The 19,314-nt window shown below is 61.1% G+C and carries 21 protein-coding genes; 8 read left to right on the top strand and 13 right to left on the bottom strand.

Going from position 1 to position 19,314, the window contains the following annotated elements:
* Positions 1-53: 53 nt before the first annotated feature.
* Together metF and ACZ5U1_RS00215 are read right to left on the bottom strand one after the other, a co-directional pair.
* The gene (metF, locus tag ACZ5U1_RS00220; protein ID WP_464778866.1) at positions 54-992 is read right to left on the bottom strand and encodes a methylenetetrahydrofolate reductase; all 939 of its coding nucleotides are present in this window, start codon (positions 990-992) and stop codon (positions 54-56) included.
* Positions 989-1,960, bottom strand: a complete 972-nt coding sequence (locus tag ACZ5U1_RS00215) for an ArsR/SmtB family transcription factor (protein WP_464778865.1) — start codon at positions 1,958-1,960, stop codon at positions 989-991. The genes metF and ACZ5U1_RS00215 overlap by 4 nt, the downstream gene beginning before the upstream one ends.
* 215 nt (positions 1,961-2,175) lie before the next feature.
* Here ACZ5U1_RS00215 and ACZ5U1_RS00210 point away from each other — a divergent pair, with 215 nt between their 5' ends.
* Positions 2,176-2,403: a circumsporozoite protein gene (locus ACZ5U1_RS00210; RefSeq protein ID WP_464778864.1), complete on the top strand. Its 228-nt coding sequence runs from the start codon at positions 2,176-2,178 to the stop codon at positions 2,401-2,403.
* A 135-nt stretch (positions 2,404-2,538) separates the two neighbouring features.
* On the opposite strand, the gene ACZ5U1_RS00205 is transcribed toward ACZ5U1_RS00210, so the two are convergent.
* The gene (locus ACZ5U1_RS00205) at positions 2,539-2,949 is read right to left on the bottom strand and encodes a glycine zipper 2TM domain-containing protein (RefSeq protein WP_460987385.1); all 411 of its coding nucleotides are present in this window, start codon (positions 2,947-2,949) and stop codon (positions 2,539-2,541) included.
* A gap of 276 nt (positions 2,950-3,225) precedes the next feature.
* Here ACZ5U1_RS00205 and ACZ5U1_RS00200 point away from each other — a divergent pair, with 276 nt between their 5' ends.
* A complete protein-coding gene (locus ACZ5U1_RS00200) occupies positions 3,226-4,227 on the top strand; it encodes an esterase-like activity of phytase family protein (protein WP_464778863.1) in 1,002 nt (333 codons plus the stop codon).
* 122 nt (positions 4,228-4,349) lie between these two features.
* Here the strand turns inward: ACZ5U1_RS00200 and rpmB are convergent, their stop codons facing one another.
* Complete coding sequence (gene rpmB / locus ACZ5U1_RS00195) at positions 4,350-4,643, bottom strand: 50S ribosomal protein L28 (RefSeq protein WP_460989635.1); 294 nt, start codon at positions 4,641-4,643, stop codon at positions 4,350-4,352.
* Between the two features lie 155 nt (positions 4,644-4,798).
* Between rpmB and ACZ5U1_RS00190 the strand changes: the two genes are divergently transcribed.
* Positions 4,799-5,020, top strand: coding sequence for a hypothetical protein (locus tag ACZ5U1_RS00190; RefSeq protein ID WP_196225247.1), 222 nt, complete (start codon positions 4,799-4,801; stop codon positions 5,018-5,020).
* A gap of 39 nt (positions 5,021-5,059) precedes the next feature.
* The gene (locus ACZ5U1_RS00185) at positions 5,060-5,518 is read left to right on the top strand and encodes a nucleoside deaminase (RefSeq protein ID WP_464778862.1); all 459 of its coding nucleotides are present in this window, start codon (positions 5,060-5,062) and stop codon (positions 5,516-5,518) included.
* Here ACZ5U1_RS00185 and ACZ5U1_RS00180 read toward each other — a convergent pair.
* Positions 5,480-7,381, bottom strand: a complete 1,902-nt coding sequence (locus ACZ5U1_RS00180) for a hypothetical protein (RefSeq protein WP_464778861.1) — start codon at positions 7,379-7,381, stop codon at positions 5,480-5,482. The genes ACZ5U1_RS00185 and ACZ5U1_RS00180 overlap by 39 nt on opposite strands.
* Positions 7,382-7,426: 45 nt before the next feature.
* Here ACZ5U1_RS00180 and ACZ5U1_RS00175 point away from each other — a divergent pair, with 45 nt between their 5' ends.
* Positions 7,427-7,843, top strand: a complete 417-nt coding sequence (locus ACZ5U1_RS00175; RefSeq protein ID WP_464778860.1) for a GtrA family protein — start codon at positions 7,427-7,429, stop codon at positions 7,841-7,843.
* Positions 7,844-7,850: 7 nt separating this feature from the next.
* On the opposite strand, the gene ACZ5U1_RS00170 is transcribed toward ACZ5U1_RS00175, so the two are convergent.
* From ACZ5U1_RS00170 to ACZ5U1_RS00160, 3 genes are read right to left on the bottom strand one after another with little or no spacing between them, the layout of a single operon-like run.
* Positions 7,851-8,651, bottom strand: a complete 801-nt coding sequence (locus ACZ5U1_RS00170) for a LytR/AlgR family response regulator transcription factor (RefSeq protein ID WP_196225243.1) — start codon at positions 8,649-8,651, stop codon at positions 7,851-7,853.
* Positions 8,648-9,754, bottom strand: coding sequence for a sensor histidine kinase (locus tag ACZ5U1_RS00165; protein WP_464778859.1), 1,107 nt, complete (start codon positions 9,752-9,754; stop codon positions 8,648-8,650). The genes ACZ5U1_RS00170 and ACZ5U1_RS00165 overlap by 4 nt, the downstream gene beginning before the upstream one ends.
* A gap of 46 nt (positions 9,755-9,800) precedes the next feature.
* The gene (locus tag ACZ5U1_RS00160; protein ID WP_464778858.1) at positions 9,801-10,283 is read right to left on the bottom strand and encodes a winged helix-turn-helix transcriptional regulator; all 483 of its coding nucleotides are present in this window, start codon (positions 10,281-10,283) and stop codon (positions 9,801-9,803) included.
* Positions 10,284-10,394: 111 nt separating this feature from the next.
* Between ACZ5U1_RS00160 and ACZ5U1_RS00155 the strand changes: the two genes are divergently transcribed.
* The 3 genes from ACZ5U1_RS00155 (at position 10,395) to rplL (ending at position 14,207) form a co-directional block, all read left to right on the top strand.
* A complete protein-coding gene (locus ACZ5U1_RS00155) occupies positions 10,395-12,500 on the top strand; it encodes a RelA/SpoT family protein (RefSeq protein WP_449471022.1) in 2,106 nt (701 codons plus the stop codon).
* Between the two features lie 735 nt (positions 12,501-13,235).
* A complete protein-coding gene (gene rplJ / locus ACZ5U1_RS00150; RefSeq protein ID WP_196225239.1) occupies positions 13,236-13,751 on the top strand; it encodes a 50S ribosomal protein L10 in 516 nt (171 codons plus the stop codon).
* A gap of 81 nt (positions 13,752-13,832) precedes the next feature.
* On the top strand, positions 13,833-14,207 hold the full coding sequence (gene rplL / locus ACZ5U1_RS00145) for a 50S ribosomal protein L7/L12 (protein WP_464778857.1): 375 nt from the start codon (positions 13,833-13,835) through the stop codon (positions 14,205-14,207).
* A gap of 132 nt (positions 14,208-14,339) precedes the next feature.
* Here the strand turns inward: rplL and ACZ5U1_RS00140 are convergent, their stop codons facing one another.
* The 5 genes from ACZ5U1_RS00140 to ACZ5U1_RS00120 all read right to left on the bottom strand — a co-directional run bounded on the left by ACZ5U1_RS00140 (position 14,340) and on the right by ACZ5U1_RS00120 (position 19,263).
* Positions 14,340-14,615 (bottom strand): Hpt domain-containing protein, encoded by a 276-nt coding sequence (locus tag ACZ5U1_RS00140; protein ID WP_464778856.1) that lies wholly within the window; start codon positions 14,613-14,615, stop codon positions 14,340-14,342.
* Positions 14,612-14,980: a response regulator gene (locus ACZ5U1_RS00135; RefSeq protein ID WP_464778855.1), complete on the bottom strand. Its 369-nt coding sequence runs from the start codon at positions 14,978-14,980 to the stop codon at positions 14,612-14,614. The genes ACZ5U1_RS00140 and ACZ5U1_RS00135 overlap by 4 nt, the downstream gene beginning before the upstream one ends.
* Positions 14,981-15,005: 25 nt before the next feature.
* A complete protein-coding gene (locus ACZ5U1_RS00130; RefSeq protein ID WP_464778854.1) occupies positions 15,006-16,610 on the bottom strand; it encodes a GAF domain-containing sensor histidine kinase in 1,605 nt (534 codons plus the stop codon).
* A 257-nt stretch (positions 16,611-16,867) separates the two neighbouring features.
* Positions 16,868-17,362: an energy transducer TonB family protein gene (locus ACZ5U1_RS00125; protein WP_464778853.1), complete on the bottom strand. Its 495-nt coding sequence runs from the start codon at positions 17,360-17,362 to the stop codon at positions 16,868-16,870.
* 281 nt (positions 17,363-17,643) lie between these two features.
* The gene (locus ACZ5U1_RS00120; protein ID WP_464778852.1) at positions 17,644-19,263 is read right to left on the bottom strand and encodes an NAD(P)/FAD-dependent oxidoreductase; all 1,620 of its coding nucleotides are present in this window, start codon (positions 19,261-19,263) and stop codon (positions 17,644-17,646) included.
* Positions 19,264-19,314: the final 51 nt, after the last annotated feature.

Below are 19,314 nucleotides of genomic sequence, written 5' to 3'. Positions count from 1 at the left end.
CGGCTCGGCAAGTCTCGCTTCCCTCTCCCCTGAAGGAGAGAGGGAAAATTTGGTCACGCTGACTTTGGCTCCTTCGCCTTCGGCCTCAGCCCCAACAAATGGCAGATCGCATAGCTCAATTCCGCTCGGTTGAGCGTATAGAAATGAAAGTCACGCACCCCGCCCGCGTACAGCTTGCGGCACAGTTCCGCCGCCAGCGTCGCGGACACCAGCTGCCGCGCTGCGGGCAGGTCGTCCAACCCTTCGAACAGCTTGCCCATCCAGCCCGGCACATCGGTGTTGCACATCGCCGACATGCGCTGAACCGCCGCGAAATTGCTCACCGGCATGATGCCGGGAATGATCTCCGCGTCGATCCCCGCTGCCGCGACCGTGTCACGGAAGCGGAAGAAGGTTTCGGGCTCAAAGAAGAACTGCGTGATCGCCCGCGTCGCACCGGCATCCAGCTTACGCTTGAGATTATCGATATCGCTCTCTGCGCTCAGCGCGTCCGGGTGGGTCTCGGGATAGGCCGCCACCGAAATCTCGAACGGGTGACGCTTTAGCAGCCCCTCGACCAGTTCGGCGGCGCCTTTATAGCCCTCAGGATGCGGCTCGAACTTCGCGCCCATTTCCGGCGGATCACCGCGCAACGCGACGATATGCCGCACGCCCGCTTCCCAATAGGCGTCCACCACCTCGTCGATCTCGGCCTTGCTCGCCGCCACGCAGGTAAGATGCGCCGCTGCCGACAAGGGCGTTTCCTTCGCGATCCGCGCCACGGTGTTATGCGTCCGCTCCCGCGTCGAACCGCCTGCGCCGTAGGTTACGGAAACGAACTTCGGCGCCAGCGGCGTCAACGTCTCGATCGCCGACCAGAGCTGCTCCTCCATCTTCTCCGTCTTGGGCGGGAAGAATTCGAAGCTGACATTCAGATCGCCTGCCAGATCGGCGTAGAGCGGCGCTTGCCAAGCCCGCGCGGCTTCTTCGACGGATGGAAAGCTAAGGGTCATAGGGAAAGTCGTCCTTCGATAGGCAGGATTCGCGCGCCCCGGCGGCGGCCCAGCCATAATACTACCGTCAATTCCTGGCCGGGCAGAACCTCCACCCGTTCCAGCTCCAAACCTGCGTCCGCAAACCAGCTTTCGATCTGCTCGTCCGAAAAGCCAAGCCGCGCATGTTGATCGCGCAGCCGCAATTCTTCCCGTTCATGCGCCGCGAAATCGGCGATCAGCACCCGGCCGCCAGCCCCGGTGACGCGCGCCGCTTCCGCAATCACCGCTTCTGGCGCCTGCGCATAATGCAGAACCTGATGCAGAACCACGGTGTCCACGCTGCCCGGCTCCAACGGCAGAGCCCCGAAGTCGCCCAGCACCAACGCATATTTGTCACCTGCATCGGCAGGCAGCTTGGCCCGCGCCAGCCGCAACATATCGGGGCTGCGGTCGAGCGCTGTAACCTGATCCGCCGAGCGCCCGAACAGCTCGATCATCCTGCCCGTACCCGTGCCGATATCGAGCAGATGGCCGATGGCTTCAGCGCCCAAGAGCGCGGTCATGGCCGCTTCGACATCGACATCGGGCACATGCAGCGACCGGATCGCGTCCCATTCCTCGGCATGTTCCGCAAAGTAGCTTTCTGCGGCCCGTGACCGATCCGCACGGACCGCCGCCAGCCGGGCAAGGTCGGCCTTCTGCCACAAATCCTCGCTTTCCGACGGCACCAACTGATCGAACAGGGTCAGGAAAGGCACCATGGCTTCACCCCTGACCAGTCGCAGGAAAACCCAATTGCCTTCCTTGCGCCGTTCGACCAGACCCGCCTCCGCAAGGATACGGACATGACGGGACACGCGCGGCTGGCTTTGCCCCACGACCTGCGCGATTTCACCAACCGCAAGCTCCATGGCGCGCAGAAGATAGATGATGCGCAGCCGCGTCGGATCGCCAAGGGCGCGAAAGATGTCGAGTGCGGCGCTCATGGGCACATCATATAAAGAAATCTTTATATACGTCAATGGGCCTGCGGCCTTCCAAACAGGCCATAGAAGTGGAAGCCCGGAAATTGGCGAGTCGCACTATGGGGATTGCCTTGAGTGATCCAAGGCATTACGAATCGGCCCCGCAGGCGCAATGGGGGGTGAACTTTTCTCCGAGAGTGGTCTGCGACGTTTTTATCTCTGAGAGGGGTTTGCCCATGTCCAAGTCGATTGCTCTTTCGCTCGTTCTCGCCGCTTCGCTCGGCCTCGCCGCTTGCTCGAAGGGCGAAGACAATGCCGCCAATGCTTCGGCCAATGCTGCTGAGAACGCTTCGAATGCTGCTGACAACGCCATGAACGCTGCCGAGAACGCTGCTTCGGACGCCGCCAATGCTGCTTCGAACGCCAGCAACACTGCCGCGAACGCAGTTGCGAACGCGATGTAATTCCCTTCTCGGGATATTATATTGGAAACAGGGCCGCACCGGCGACGGGCGGCCCTTTTCTATTGGGCCGCGTAATTTCAATGAAAAGGGCCGCCCTTTTGGGGCAGCCCTCCTCTATCCAACATCAGGCGACGATCAGCAGTCCCGGTCGATCGCCCGTCCGGCCAGCGCACCTACGCCCGCGCCGACAATCGCGCCCGTGGTGCCGTCACCCCGGCGCCCGTAGCGGCCACTACCCTTGCCGATCTCATTGCCGAGCAGACCACCGGCGATTGCACCTATGATCGTGCCGCCCGTGCCATTGTCCCGGCAGCGATAGCCGCCGCGATAGCCGCGATAATAATTGTCGCGATAATAGCGGTCGCCACGATAGCCGCGATAATAGTCACCCCGGTATCCGCGATAGCCTCGATCGCCCCGATAATAGTCGCCGCGATCATAACGGCCCCAGCCGTCACGGGCCTGCGCAGGCGCTGCGGTTACGGCCAAGGAAGCAACGCCCATTGCCAGCGCGGCCCCCATATTGATCAGAAACTTGGTTTTCATGGCGTGCTCCTCAATCATCTCGTTACCGACTCCGGCGCGCCTTCGCCGCCCCATCGATTGCACCCCTTTTGGCCGATTCGCATTGAGCCAAGCCTGAATGGGCGTGTCAGCCACCGTTCAGATAGAAAAGCACCCTCTCCAGCCGATGCCGCTCATCAAGACCTGACCGAAACGCTCTTCACCATAATGGAAAAATTGGCCTCTGTCCCGCAAGCGAACAGCGTACAGGGGTAATCAGCCGTTGGTCCGGCGGGCCGGATTGCCTATGGCGGGGCGATGCGCCGTATTCTGATCGTCCTGCTGCTTGCGATCCTGCTTTTGCCGGCGCCCCACAAGAACAAACCTGAACTATTTGGGCCTGGTCCGCTGCTCGTTACCACGCGCGCCCTGCCACTAAACGCGTCCGATCCAGCTGTTCGCAGCGTCGGCGCTCTCGATTATCTGGGAGGCTGGCAACTCAGCAGCCCGCACCATGGATTTGGCGGCATCTCTTCCCTGCTTATAGATCAGCAGGGACAGGTCCTGGCGCTGAGCGATTCCGGCACTCTCCTGGGTTTCGCAGTCAATCCCGCACGCGATAGCCGCCATCCCTTCATCGCTCCCCTGCCAATCAGGGCGCAGGACGGATCGCAGCCGTGGTGGGCGTGGGATTCAGAGGCGATGGCGCATGATCCGGAATCGGATCGCTATTGGGTCGGCTTCGAAATGCTTCAGCGCATCTGCCGCTACGCCCCCGGCTTTTCGCGGGTGGAAACGTGCCGCACATGGCCCGAGATTGAAGCCTGGCCGGAAACGGGCTCGATCGAATCCATGGCGCGCCTGCCCGACGGGCGCTTCCTCGTGATCGCGGAAATGGGAATGACGGCGGATGGAAGCCATGACACGCTGCTCTTTGCCGGAGATCCGGCGGAGCAAAGCACCGCATCACCCCTACGCCTTCGCTATGTAGCGCCACGGGGCTATCGTCCGACGGATGCCGTCGCTCTGGATGATCGCCACCTTCTGGTGCTCAATCGCCGCGTGACGCTGCGCGATCTGTTCACGGCCACTCTGGCCCTCATAGAGCTGCCATCCCATCCGGAATCCGGCGATCGGTTGACCGCCCGCACGATCGCCCGCCTTGCTCCGCCCCTGCTGGCCGATAACTTCGAAGGGCTGGCTATCACGCGTGAGACCGGGCGCACTATCGTCTGGATCGTGTCAGACGATAATCATGAATTTTTCCAGCGCACCCTGCTGCTGAAATTCGCGCTGCGCGGGGCGAGCCGGACCCGTTGAGAGAAAAGCGGCATCAGGCAGCGCCGCACATGCAGGAATAATGCGCGGGCGCATCCTCCCGGCACGCAAAAAAGCGGCCCGTCGCCAGGCCGCTTCTTAAAGCCGAAACGAATCGAACCGAATCAGGCGGCTGCGGCAGCCTGCTTCTTCACGATGTCGCGCTTCAGACGGCGCGCCTTCAGCGACAGCTTGTCGTCGTTGGTCTTCAGCAGCCAGTTGTCCAGCCCGCCATTATGTTCAACCGAACGCAGGCCATGCGTCGACACGCGCAGCTTGACGGTGGTTTCCAGCGTTTCGGAAATCAGCGACACATTCTGCAGGTTGGGCAGGAACACGCGCTTCGTCTTGTTATTGGCGTGGGAAACATTGTGACCCACCTGGCGGCCCTTGCCGGTCAGCTCGCAAATGCGCGACATAGTCAATCAACCTTGTAGTTCATGTTCGTTCGGAAAGCGGCGCCAGTAGCGGGATTCCGGAAAGCCGTCAACCCGCCCACCGGCCAGATCGGATCGCTTTCGCAACCCTTTCCACGGCTCGGACGTTTGCAGCCGATAGACGAAAGGAGGGCGCAATGCGACTCATTGGTGGCTTGTTGGTGATTGTTTTGCTGGTGTTGGCCGCTGGCATCGCGACCGGCTTCATCGATCTGCAAAAGACCCAGGAGGGCAGCCTGCCCAAAATCGCCGTGGAAGGCGGGCAAATGCCAAAGTTCCAGGCCGACGTGGCCAAGGTCGAAGTGGGCACGCGGAACGAAACCGTCGAAGTGCCGACCGTCGATGTGAAGAAGCCCTGATCATTCCGTAGACGATGGCTATGCTGTAAGGGCTGGCGGATGGCATCGCCCTTTCCGCTTCCCGAACCCATGCGCCGCGCGCTCGACCTCGCACGCGCCGCCGAACTTGCGGGCGAGGTGCCGATCGGCGCCGTCGTTACTCTCGATGGTCGGGTCGTCGGCGAAGGAGAAAATCGTAACCGGCGCGACTGCGACCCCACCGCCCATGCCGAAATCGTCGCGCTTCGGGCAGCGGCGGAACGGCTGGGCGATTTCCGCCTCACCGGCTGCGACCTTTGGGTGACGCTGGAACCCTGCCCGATGTGCGCGGGGGCCATATCCCACGCGCGCATCGCCCGGCTATACTATGGCGCTGCCGACCCCAAAGGTGGCGCGATCGAGCAAGGTCCTCGACTTTTCACCCAACCCCAATGCCTGCACCGCCCTGAAGTCTATGGCGGACTGGGCGAAGCGGAAGCGTCAGCGCTGCTGCGTGACTTTTTCGCTGCCCGCCGCTGAATAATCGATGCGATAGAGGGTGTAGGGCAAGGCAAAGCCGCTCTTCAACGCCACGGGATGCAGCCATCCGGGAACATCGCCCCGCATCAACCCGGCATAAAAGCCGCGCGGGCTGCGGGATTGGTAAACCGTCCCTTCCGGAAAGCCGGGGCAGATCAACAGGTAGGTCGCATGATGCCGCGCGGCGATCGGCCGGAATGCGTCCGGCGGTCCGTCGAAGGCATGATGCAGGTCCAGGATAACCTTGCCGTTGCGATGATAGGGACCCGCGATCGCGCTATGATGCGTGGTCGCGATCAGGCGCGGCCCCAGGTCCACCATCGTGAAAATGGTAGCGGAAGGAAGCTGGTTCAGCACCTCCAGCGCTGGCAGCGACCGGCAGCGGCCATTGGCCTTGCTGATCGATTGTAGTCGAGCCTTCGCCGCTGGGCGCTGCACTTTGGGCTTTTCGCCAGTCGCTGCTGCCCAGAGCTGGTTGATCTGCGGGTAAAGCGGCGTCGCGAACGCTGCTACGGCGAGCAGCGCGGTTCCAATGATGCCGAACACCCGCGCGAGGGGCCTACCAAAGAAGACAAGCTGAAGCACACGATGCGCCGCCCATGCCGCCGCCGGGATAGCGAGCAGCTGCGCCGCTGGTCCGGCCCGCAATTGCCAGAACAGCAGCGCCGTCGAGAACAGCATCATCAGCCCGACCGTCGCCCAGGCCCACAGCCGGTCGCTGTCACGCCGCGACTCCCAAAGCGCCCAGATCAGGCCGAACAGCCCCGCAACCGGAATGGCCATCAGCGGCACGATCAGGCTCCACGCTTGAACCGTGATCGGCTTGGCCTCACGAATATTGGCGAGCCACAGCCGCTCCAGTTCCGGCGAAATCTGATAGGCGCCCGTCAGGCATTGCGGCCAACTGAGCCATGCAAAGGCCGCGACGGCACCCCCCACCAGCACGCCCGCGCCCAGTCGGGCCTGCCAGCTGCGTAGTGGCAGCAGTGCCAGCAGCGTCATGCCCGCGCCAACCGCGCCGAATATGGCAACCCAGATGGGCGAGATGGCGTCGCAAACCATCTGCCGGTTTGCGTAGCTGGCAAACAGCAGGAAAAGGATGGAAACCGATCCGGCAAGGCTCAGCGCATAGGGCAGCATCCGCCTTGCCGCGCCTTCCTTGAATACCCAGCGAAGCGCGATCAGCGCCCCGCCCGCCGCCAGATAGACGATCATCTCCATGCCGATGGTGATCGACAGCGCGCTGCTCACCCCGGCCACGATGCCGCCGCGCAGCCAGTTACGGTCGATCAGCCCCGCGAGCATCAGTACCGTCAGCGCCAACTGCCACCCATGATGATCGATCCGCATCGGCAGGAACATGCTGATGCCCATCTGCGCCGCGAAGGGTGCCAGGGCGGCCAGTATCCAGCCATTGCCGCCAGCGAGGCGGCGCGCAATGAAACCCAGCCCCAGCATCAGCGGCAATAACGGGATCATCGGCGCAATCGCGCAGGCCAGCCGATCCGCCAGCCCCTGCTCCAGAAAAGCGCGGAAAAACAGCATCAGCGCCGCAATCGGCAAATCGACCAGCCGCGACCAGTGGATGTTGAACCCGGCAGGCGGGTCCAGCCGATATTGCTTCAGATCGTACCAGCTCTGCCCCGCCAGCCAGTCCTTGACCTGCAAATACCGCATATTGTCGTCGGTATCGTTCAGCGTCAGCCAGTGGATGGAGGGCCAGCGCGAATAGAGCAGCCAGGTCACGGCCGCGACCCAGATGAGGAAGGTCAGCCATTTCCAGTGCACCTGCGCCCGTGCAGACGTCCAGACCAGGGCGCGCCGGGATCTTTCCCGCAGGGTGAAGCCGCTTTGCAAGTTCATGGCCGGTGGATTAGAGCGTTCGCATCAAATCGCAACGGGGCCTTCATGAAATTGCTGTCACGTCTGACGCCGGAACGGCAGGCCCTGTTCTGGCAGATCGTGCGATATGGCCTCAGCGGCCTGTTCATCACCGCCTGTCAGGCCACCATCTACTGGACGCTTGCGGCTCTAGCCGGATGGCATCCGCAGCTTGCCAACACGACTGGTTATGTGGCGGCGGTCCTGATCGGCTATGTCACCCACAGCCTCTTCACCTTCCGTGATCAGGATAGCGACGGAAACCATGCCGCGCGCGGCGTCAAATTCGTGGCCGTGTCCCTGCTGAGCTATGCGCTGAACGCCCTCTGGGTCTTCCTCTGCGTCACCCATATGCGATGGCCGGAATGGTCGCCCATCCCGGCCATGATATTCGTGACGCCAGCCATAGTGTTCGGCCTCAACCGCCAATGGGTATTCCGCTAGACGCGCCTCAATGGACGAAGCGGGCGACGACATCCCTGTACGACCGGCTGACCTTCACCTGAGCGCCTGATTCCAGCACCAGGAAGCATTCGCCATTGGTGTGCGGCTTCACCTGACGCACTTGGCTGAGGTTCACGATGGTCGATCGATGCACCCGCTGGAAATTGCGCGGGTCGAGCCGCTTCTCCAGATCCTTCATCGTCTCGCGCAAGATGAGCGAATTGTCGGCCGTATAGATGCACATATAGTCGCCCGCAGCGTCGATCCGCTCGATCGAGTCCACATCGACGCGGAAAATCTGCCCCCGGTCCTTGATGTTGATAAGCTTCTCGAACCGATTTGAAGACGGCGCCTCTTCATCCGCATTGAAATCGTTCATCGCGTCGGGCGCGACCTCCGCCAGCACCTCGCGCAGCTTCTCTGCTTCCTGCACCTGCTTCTTTTCCGACAGTCGCTGACGCACGCGGTCCAGCGCGTCGGCAAGGCGGCCTTCATCGACCGGCTTCATCAAATAATCCACCGCCTGCGCCTCAAAGGCACGAATCGCATGATCGCTATAAGCGGTGCAGAAGATGAACAGCGGCGGCTCGACTTCCATCAGGCCCTGAACGACCGAAAAGCCATCGAATCCCGGCATCTGAATGTCGAGGAACACAAGGTCGGGTTTATGCGTCTTTATGGCGCGGATGGCTTCGCGGCCATTCGAGCAGGTTTCAACAATTTCGACATCCTCATGCGCTTCCAGACGGAGCTTGAGGCCTTGGATAGCCAGGCTTTCGTCATCGACGAGGATTGTTCTGATGGTCATGCGGCCACTTTCGATGGTTCATCCAGATTAAGCGGCATTTCGATATGGACCGAAAAGCCGCTTGGCGTGGAACGCGTTTCAAAGCTCTGTCGTTCCCCGAACGCCTGAATCAGGCGATCGCGGATATTCGCCAGGCCAACGCCTGTTCCCTCGCTCATGGGGATGTTCGGGCGAGTGAACCCCTCGTTCAATCCCGGGCCGCTATCCGATACGACGATCCGGACATTTTCACCGGCAGGCTGCGCCGTAATGGAGATTTCGGCGCCTTCTTCCTTGGGGGTGACCGCATATTTGATGGCATTTTCCACAAGCGGCTGGAGCAGCAGGGAAGGCAATCGCGACTGCGCGACGGCCGGATCGATGTTGAACACCGGCCGCAAGCGGTCCTCGAACCGCATCTTCTCAATCTCCAGATAGAGTTTGAGCGTCTCCACCTCCTGCTCGATCGTCACTTGCGCCGTAGGTTCATTGATCAGTGTATAGCGCAAAAAGGACGACAGACGTGAGAGCATAGCGTTCGCGCGATCCGTCTGCTTCAACAGCACCAGCGTCGATATGCTGTTCAGCGTATTGAACAGGAAATGCGGATTGAGCTGATAACGCAGCATCGCCAGTTGCGCGCTCGACGCCTGATTTTCCAGATGCAGCAGCTGATCCGCCTGCTCCTCCACCTGAAGGTAGAAGTTGATCGCATAATAAAGCGCCGACCAGGCACCCAGCAGCGTTATGCTGAGATAAAAGGCGCCCAGAAAGAGTTGCAGCCCGGCCGTATCACTCCCCCGGTTCTGGGTCGAAAAAACCCAGGCGTCGATAAAGGCCACCAGTCCAGCCGCCATCACCACGGTCACGATCGATGCGCCCCAGGTGATGATCGGCCGCTGCCTTTGCAGAAATCGGAAGATGACCGCGATCAGCAGGGTCACCGAATATCCCGACACCGTAGAAATCATCACCGGGATCAGGCTGGAAAGCGGCTGGCCATTGGCGATGGTGGAGGAGCCGCGCAGCAGAAACGCACCCGCCCAACCGACGGATTGCAGGTTCCAGAAAGCGCGGTTCTTGTCAGCGAAAAAAGGCTGAGGCTGAATGGGTTGAACAGACATCGCCACCAGACTAGGCGAATTCAGGCCCAGGGTGAAGCCACCCCCGTCACGCCGCCGTAGCAGCTTCCTGGTCCATGGGCGTTACTTCATCGGGGCAAAGCCAGACAAGGTCCTTCAACTCCAAAGGTCGGCCGTCATGCGCCTGAACCGTCACCCGGCGGATCGGCTGGCCGTCGCGCTTGTCGGCCAGCACCTGGCAGGACAGGGGACCGCATCCCCATTTTTCGCCCCATTGGCGCAGTGCGATCATGACGGGGGCCAGCTCCTGCCCCTTTTCCGTCAAACGATACTCGATCTTGCGCCGGTCGCACTGCATCGGCTGACGCACCATGATCCCATTCTCGACCAGCCGCGAAAGCCGGTTCGCCAGGATGTTGCGCGCAATGCCGAGCGACGACTGAAAATCTTCAAAATGCCGGATGCCCGACAATGCGCCGCGCAGAATGAGAAACGACCAGCGCTCGCCCATCGCTTCCAGCGCGCTGGGGAGCGCGCACTGTTCCAGGTCCTGCGCCAGATTATGTTTCATCGTCCGTCTAGATAGCTCAAAGCCACAGCCCATGCAAAAGAGCAGCCATTTTGCGCCAAGATGGGATTTTTTTGTTGCACAGCAAGATGCTTCCCGGACAATCGGGCTACGATGCTGCGTCAATATGAACTTGTTGAACGGGTGAAGCGCTACGATCCGGATGCGGACGAGGCGATGATCAACCGCGCCTACGTTTTTTCCGTCCAGAAACACGGGTCCCAGAAGCGCGCCAGCGGCGACCCCTATTTCAGCCATCCGATTGAAGTCGCTGGTATTTTGACGGATTTCAGCCTGGACGACCAGACCATCGTCACCGCCCTGCTGCACGACACGATCGAGGATACGCTCGTCACCTATGACGAGATCGAAAGCGCGTTCGGCAAGGACGTCGCCAAGATGGTCGATGGCGTCACCAAGCTGTCGAAGATCGAGGCAATGTCGGAAAATGAGCGGGCGGCGGAAAATCTTCGCAAATTCCTGCTCGCCATGTCGGACGACATCCGCGTTCTGCTGGTGAAGCTCGCCGACCGCCTCCACAATATGCGCACGCTGCACTTCATCAAGAATGAGCAGAAGCGCCGCCGCATCGCCCGCGAGACGATGGACATCTACGCCCCGCTTGCCGAGCGGATCGGCATGTACGACTTCATGCGGGAGATGCAGCTGCTCGCCTTCCGGGAACTTGAGCCCGAAGCCTATGACAGCATCACCAAGCGCCTCGAACAGCTGAAGGAAGGCGGCCACGGCAAGGTCGATCGCATCGGCGCGGAGCTGCAACTGCTGCTCGGCGGCAAGAACCTGTCCGTCACCGTGTCAGGCCGCGAAAAGCATCCCTATTCCATCTGGAAAAAGATGCAGGAAAGGCACATCAGCTTCGAACAGCTGACCGACGTCATGGCCTTCCGCGTGATCACCGAAACGACAGAGGATTGCTACCGCGCGTTGGGCGTCATCCACCAGACCTACAAAATGGTTCCGGGCCGGTTCAAGGATTACATCTCTACGCCCAAGCGCAACGGCTACCGTTCATTGCACACCACGGTGATCCATCAGGATAACGCCCGCATCGAGGTGCAGATTCGCAGCCGCGACATGCACAACGACGCCGAACTCGGCCTGGCCGCACACTGGGCCTACAAGCAGAAGGGCGACGCGGCCGACCATCATGCGGCATGGCTGCGCGACCTCGTCGAAATTCTGGAACAGAGCCAGGATGCGGATGAACTGCTCGAACATACCCGCATGGCGATGTATCAGGACCGGATCTTCGCCTTCTCACCCAAAGGCGAGCTGCACCAGCTACCCAAGGGGTCAACGCCGGTGGACTTCGCCTATGCCGTCCATACCTCGCTGGGCAACCAGACGGTCGGCGCCAAGGTAAACGGCCGCGTCGTGCCCTTGCGTACCGGCCTTGAAAATGGTGATCAGGTCGAAATCCTGAAATCGGAAGGACAGGAGCCGCAGCCGGGCTGGCTCACCTTTGCCATCACCGGCAAGGCCCGCGCCGCCATACGCCGTTATATCCGCCAGAAACAGCGTGGCGAGGAAGTGGCGCTGGGTGAGAAGCTCTATGAGGAAATCATCGGCCGCTTCTCGCCCGAACTGGCGAGCGAATTGGGTGACAAGGCGCTGAAGGCGGCGCTGAAGCGGCTGAAGCTGGATGATCGGGCCTCGCTGATGGTGGCCATCGCTACCCATCGCCTGCTTGATTCAGAGGTGATGGAAGCTCTTATCCCCGGCTCCACCAGCGTAGACGGGATAGAGGAAGCCCATCCGCGCCAGCACGCGCCCGTCTCGATCCGTGGCCTGACGCCCGGCATCGCCTATAATCTGGGCGACTGCTGCCACCCCGTACCCGGCGACCGCATCGTCGGCGTTCGCCGCACGGGCGAACCGATCGAGGTGCACACCATCGACTGCCGGTCGCTGGAAGCCGGGCAGGACGACGATTGGGTCGATCTCAGCTGGGACAGCAAGTCCAAGGGCGGAACCGCCCGCCTTCAGGTCATCGTCAAGAACCAGCCCGGCGCGCTTGCCGCCGTCGCCAACGTATTCGGGGCGACCAAGGCGAACATTCTGAACCTTCAGCTCGTAAACCGCGAAGGCCCATTCCACACCGACATCATCGACCTGGAAGTCAACGACGCCCAGCACCTGAACCGCATCCTCTCGGCGCTGCGTGCACTGGACGCGGTGGTGCAGGCCGACCGGGTCTAACGCGGAGGCGTACCTGCTCCCCCTCCCGCAAGCGGGAGGGGGTCAGCCTGGTCTCTCCCCCTCCCGCAAGCGGGAGGGGGCCGGGGGGTGGGCTAGCGCAACGCCGGAGCTTATTCATCAGCGGCCTCGCCAAAGGCTCGCTACGCTCGCGCCCACCCCTAGCCCCTCCCGCTAGCCGGAGGGGAATAAAGCGCACTAAACACCCCCTGCCCGTCACTCACCCCCCCACCTGTATCCCCCAAACCACACCCCCCACAAAAACCATCCTATTTCCCCAACACCCTCCCAATTCCGCTGTCCTACACAGCCCAACCCGCTTATCCCCCAGCCGTCTTTGAAAACGTCGAACCGCTTCCCACGACGCCCACGCGCGCCCGGGCACGCGCGCGCATATGGTGTGAACTTCGGGACAAAAATGGCGCTTTTCCGCCATTCCCTACGTCACTTTCAACTTTCGCGTGACAGGAAACCTCCAATTCTGTAGAGGCCCGCGCAGCAGACCCTTCGGGGTCTTCCGTCCGAGACAGTCGGTGAAGGGAATTTGCCCTTCTTAATTTCCGGCCTAGACGGGGAAAAGCTCTTTACCGGCCGGGCCTTGCGTCCTGTCCGGGTCTGCCTGTTCTCCTCAAGGGATACGGGCCAGTCGATCTCTCCCCTTCGGACTTTAAGTGCCCCGCGTTCGCGCGGGTTTTAGTCGTTTGCTGGTTCGCCAGCGAACATGAAGTGGAGAATGGCATGGATCGTAATCAGAAAGCTGAGGTCGTTTCCGCGCTGAACGCACATCTGGCAGAAGTTGGCGTGGTCGTCGTGACCCGCAACCTCGGGCTGACGGTCGCCCAGTCGACCCAGCTGCGTCAGAAGATGCGGGAAGCCGGTGGCACCTACAAGGTTACGAAGAACCGCCTCGCCAAGATCGCCTTTGAAGGCACCAGCTACACCAACCTCAGCGATCTGCTGACTGGTCCGGTTGGCCTCGCCTCCTCTGCCGATCCGGTTGCAGCCGCCAAGGTTGCAGTCGATTTCGCCAAGACCAACGACAAGCTTGAGATCGTTGGCGGCGCAATGGGCGAAGTGCTGCTGAACGCGGAGGGCGTCAAGGCGCTCGCCTCGATGCCGTCGCTGGATGAACTGCGTGCGAAGATCGTTGGGCTGCTCGTTGCACCCGCGACCAAGCTCGCGACCGTCACCCAGGCACCGGCTGCGCAGCTCGCGCGGGTCTTCAACGCCTATGCGGAAAAGAACGCGGCCTAATCGCCGCGGTCCTACCGACAAGACAGGTTATCAACTTTCAATTGAGGGGCATATGCCCCGCCCAGAAGGGAATGTATTAACATGGCAGACATCAACGCACTGGTCGATCAGCTCTCGGCCCTCACCGTCCTCGAAGCCGCTGAGCTCTCCAAGGCTCTGGAAGAAAAGTGGGGCGTTTCGGCCGCCGCTGCCGTCGCCGTCGCCGCTCCGGCCGCTGGCGGCGCTGCTCCGGCTGCTGAAGAGCAGACCGAATTCGACGTGATCCTGACCGGCGACGGTGGCAAGAAGATCAACGTCATCAAGGAAGTCCGCGCCATCACCGGCCTGGGTCTGACCGAAGCCAAGGCGCTCGTCGAAGGCGCGCCCAAGGCTGTCAAGGAAGGCGCCAGCAAGGACGAAGCCGAGAAGATCAAGAAGCAGCTGGAAGAAGCCGGCGCGACTGTCGAGCTCAAGTAATCGGCTTTGCTCCGCTTCGCGCGGAGCACCGATCCAGCTCAGCTGGAACAAGGGCGGTGTCTTCGGATGCCGCCCTTTTTCTATACGGATACAGCGCAGCAGCCTGCCTGAGTCCTTCTGGATCAGTCGACCCTAAACGCGCCCCAGCGCTTCTATAAGCGCCTGCCCAAGTCCCTTTACGGCCGCATCACCAACGCCCGCGTCCAAAGCCTCCTCCAACGCGGACGCATGACCGCCAATATCGGCATAGCCAAAAATCCCGGCCACGCCCGCCAATCCATGGGCAAGATGCAAAAGGCGGGAGCGATCCTCTGCTTCAAGCGCCGAAATGATGGCACTCAGATCGGACGCGGCCCGCGCATGGAAGCGCTGTCGCAACTTCTGCATTTGCGCTTCAGCATCGCTCATGGCTCCAGCAATGTCCGCACGGTCCCCGCAAGGCTCATCGGGTCGAACGGCTTGGCAAGCACCGCTCGCGCACCGAGGGCCTTGAGGTTCGTCACGTGCCGTGGATGCGTTTTGGCCGTGATGAATGCGACGGGAATTGTCGCGGTGGCGGGGTCAACCTGCAACGCCGCCAAAGTCGCAGGCCCATCCATGCCCGGCATCATCACATCAAGCAGGATGAGAGCAGGCTGCCACTGTCTCGCCTGCTCCAGCGCTTCCGCACCCGAGGCCGCCGTTCGCACCTCGAACTCCGGGTCCAGCTCAAGCGACATGGCCGCGATCTCCCGCAGGTCTGCCTCGTCATCAACATAAAGAATGCGGGTCAACTCGGGCCTTTCTGTCAATTCGGCATCACAGCGGCAATTCGACAATAAACGTCGCCCCTGTATCCGCCGCAGAATCCAGCGCGATGCTTCCGCCATGCGCCTCTACGATGCCCTTGCTGATCGCCAAGCCAAGGCCGGTGCCCGCATGGCCATGCTGATGCGCACCATCTTCCTGCTCGAAACGCTTAAACAGCCGCGCACGAAACTCCGGCGAAATCCCCGGCCCCTCGTCAGCGACGCTGATCCGCGCGACATCCCCCGCCCGCTTAAGGGAGACATGGACGGTCCCACCCGAGGGCGAGAATTTGCAAGCGTTGGACAAAAGGTTGGCCATCACCTGACACAGGCGATTGCCATCAACCTTCGCGACGACTGCTTCAGCCGGGCGATCGAATTCAACCTTAACGCCGAAACGCTCCGCATATGGCCCAATCTGTTCGATCGCCTCGGTCAGCAGCAAGCCCAATTCCCGCTCGTCAAAATGAAAGACCAGCTTCCCGGATTGAAGCTTGTCCATGTCGAGCAGGTCATTGACCAGATGAATCAGCCGCTCCGCATTCTTGCTGCCGATCGCGACCAGTTGTTTGGCCCTGTCAGGCAATTCCCCAGCAACGCCACCCGCCATTAGTCCCAATGCGCCAGAGATCGCGGTCAACGGCGTGCGCAATTCGTGACTGACGGTCGATACCAGTTCGTCCTTCAGGCGGCTGATCTGCCGTTCCTGCGTCACATCACGCGCCGTCATGATGAACCGCCCCCCACGGATCGACTCGCGCCGTATATCGAGGATGCGCCCGTCCCTGCGCTGAATCTCCAACCGACGACTGTCGCTGGTGCGGATGGACTCGACGAATCCCGCGACAATCTGATCCGGATCGCCGGGTCCCAGTTCGCCGCGCTGTGCGGTCAGACGGATAAGCTCACGTGCGTCCCTTCCGCCCGTCACGCTATCGGGAGCATAATCGAACAGATCGACAAAGGCCTGGTTCCACAGCATCAGCCGCAGGTCCCGATCTACCACCGCGACGCCGCCGCTCACATTCTCAACTGTCAGCTTCAGCAACTGGCGTTCGTCATCAAGCTTGCGTCGATGTTCGTCAGCCGCAAATCCTTCGACCCGCAATTCTATCAGGTCGATCACCGTTCGTGCCAGCTGGGCTAGGCGCTGCCGATCCGCCTCGCTGAAATCACGTGGCTTGTAATCGATGATGCACAAGGTCCCAAGCGGCTGGCCATTGGTCACCCGCAAGGGCGCACCGGCGTAGAAGCGGACATGCGGCGGCCCCGTGACCAATGGGTTGCCGCGAAACCTCGGATCCTTCGTCGCATCCGGCACCACCATGACCTCCGGTTGCAGAATGGCGAAGGCGCAAAAAGCAACATCCCGCGAGGTGTGGGTCTCATTGATGCCGCACGCACCGCGAAAACATTGCGTGTCAGATCCCACGATCGACACCAGCGACATGGGCACATCGAACAGGTCGGCTGCGAACTGGGTTATATGGTCGAACGGGCGTTCCCGCCCGATGCCGCCAAGCCGGTAATGTTCCAGTGCTCGCAGTCGATCCGCCTCATCCGCCGGGATGGGAGGCTTCACCGCCTCGGTGCCCTCGGGCTGGCGCTCCTGCATCGTTGGCATCGGTCCTCAGGTCCCGCTCATGATCACGGCACCAATCGACACCTTAACTGGAATGAAATCAACACCTTCCTTGAGGATCAATGTCAAAGCGGGTCGGGATCGAGATGATCGCGGGTAACGCCGGTGCCATTGTGAAGATCGAAATGAAGGCGGCGCATGGCATGGGGAACGCCGCCTTTGACGGTAAGTGTCACGCTGCTCAAGACGCACATTTCATGCCGCGCGCCTGGAGCCGCCTCTTTCACTATCTAGCGCGCCGCGAGGAGGATCGGCCGATCGGCGGCCGCCTGCGCAAAATGTTCGGCGCGCAAGCTGCTCAGCATATTGTCCCTCTCCGTCGCATCATTCGCCACAATCACCCATGCCTCGAACTTCGACCCAGGGCGCACCTCCTGCGGTAAGGGGTAAAGCGATCCCATCGATCGGATAGCGCGCATCGATATGCGATCGACACTGCGGGATGCCGAAGAACCCGCCAGAGAAATATTCTCCGGCCGACCCTGTTCGCTCAGCCGGAACTGCACGCGGGAATATCCGACCGATGCTCCGTCACGATAAAGGGACGTTGCCTGACGGATGCTCCGCGACAATCTTGATGCTGTTCGATCCGTCCACTTTTCATAGCTTATGGCGCTTTTATCGGGCGCTACCACCGTCAGTTGCCCAGATCCCTGCCTGGCATCTGCCACCATCGGCACCGCCAAGCAGACGCAAAGCGCCGCCATCACAGGCTTGGCATACATAGAGGCCTCCTCTGTTTCTCTAGCAATTTTTTACTGAAAGGCCGCTGCGGCAGCGTCGGACCAGCCGAGAGCAGCGGATGCTTATATATTGCAAAGCCGAGTGGGCGGGTAACAAATTATCGCCAATGAAGTCATGGGCATAAGAATTATTTCATCGGGGCTTAATTTATCGATCAAAAGTAACTTGCGCGCTTAACTTGTTTGAGCTTGCCAGAAGACAGCGTTAAACTGCTACCCTCATTGGATTTTGATGGACTTCTCGTACGGCGACGCTGCACGACTCAGGTGGAAATCGCCAAGCCGACGGCTTCCCCAACCTTGATGCCATCAATGGCCGCCGACAATATGCCACCTGCATAGCCTGCGCCCTCACCAGCCGGATAAAGTCCGGCCACGTTGAGGCTCTGAAAATCCTTGCCGCGTGTGATGCGGATGGGGGATGAGGTTCGGGTTTCGACACCAGTCATGACCGCATCGGGGTGATCATAATTGGCAATCTGTCGGCCAAATGCAGGCAGCGCCTCGCGAAAGGCGTCGATCGCAAAGTCAGGCAGGCAAAGGGACAGATCGGTCATGGTGACGCCCGGCTTGTAGGAAGGAACGACCTCCCCCAGCGCCGTGGAGGGACGCCGCGCCATGAAATCGCCAACCTTTTGGCCTGGCGCCCAATAGGAGGAGCCGCCCGCGACAAAGGCCTGGCTTTCCCAATGCCGCTGAAGGTCGATGCCCGCCAAAGGCCCTCCCGGAAAATCCCGCTCCGGCTCTATGCCAACCACCAGACCTGAATTGGCGTTGAATTCCGCACGGCTATATTGGCTCATGCCGTTGGTGACGACACGTCCTTCTTCAGAGGTGGCAGCGACCACGCGCCCACCGGGACACATGCAAAAGCTGTATACGGTGCGGCCATTTTCACAATGGTGCGCAAGGCTATAGGCAGCCGCCCCGAGTACCGGATGTCCCGCACATTTGCCGTAGCGAGCTCGATCGATCCAGCTTTGTGGATGTTCGATCCGCACTCCTATTGAAAAGGGCTTGGCTTCGATATGAACGCCGCGCCGGTGCAACATCTCGAAAGTCGGGCGGGCGCTGTGTCCGACGGCAAGCACAACATGGTCGGCCTCTATAAAGCTTCCGTCGGAAAGGTGCAGTCCGCGCAGGCGCTGCGTTCCGTCGCCTTGCCGCTCCATTTCCAGTTCATCGACCTTGTGCTGCCAGCGATATTCGCCGCCCAGCTGCTCGATCTGGCGGCGCAGGCTTTCGACCATGCTGACAAGGCGAAACGTCCCGATATGGGGATGCGCTTCGGTCAATATGTCTTCAGGCGCGCCCGCAGCGACAAATTCCTCCAGCACCTTGCGACCCAGGAATCGCGGGTCCTTCACGCGACAATAGAGCTTGCCATCCGAGAAGGTACCCGCGCCACCTTCCCCGAATTGAACATTGCTATCGGGGTTCAGCTCGGCCCGCCGCCACAGGCTCCAGGTGTCCTTGGTCCTCTCTCGCACAACCTTGCCACGGTCGAGGATGATGGGCCGGAAGCCCATCTGCGCTAGGATCAGTCCCGCGAAAAGCCCACATGGACCTGCGCCCACGACGACCGGGCGCTTCCCCGACCAGCCTTGCGGCGCATGCGTGACAAAGCGGTAGTCGGTGTCCGGGCGGCGGCGAACGTCATGGTCACCCCCAAGCCGTTCAAGCACCGCAGCCTCGTCCACCAGCTGGACATCGACGGTGTAAACCAGCTGGATTGCACTCTTTCGCCGGGCATCATTGCCCCGGCGCACGATTACATGGCGTAGGAGGTCCGATGCCTCAATTCCCAGCCGCTCGCAAATGGCGGCAGGCATCGCATCGGCCGGGTGGTCGAGGGGCAGCTTGAGGCCGGAGAGACGCAACATGGCGCCGCCTCTAGCCCCATTTACCGCCCCGCTCCACCCCCTCATGAGGAT

This window comes from Sphingobium sp. TomTYG72 (assembly GCF_055394715.1).
The sequence above is the reverse complement of the archived record's forward strand: the minus strand, read 5'-3'. Positions and strand labels throughout refer to the sequence as shown.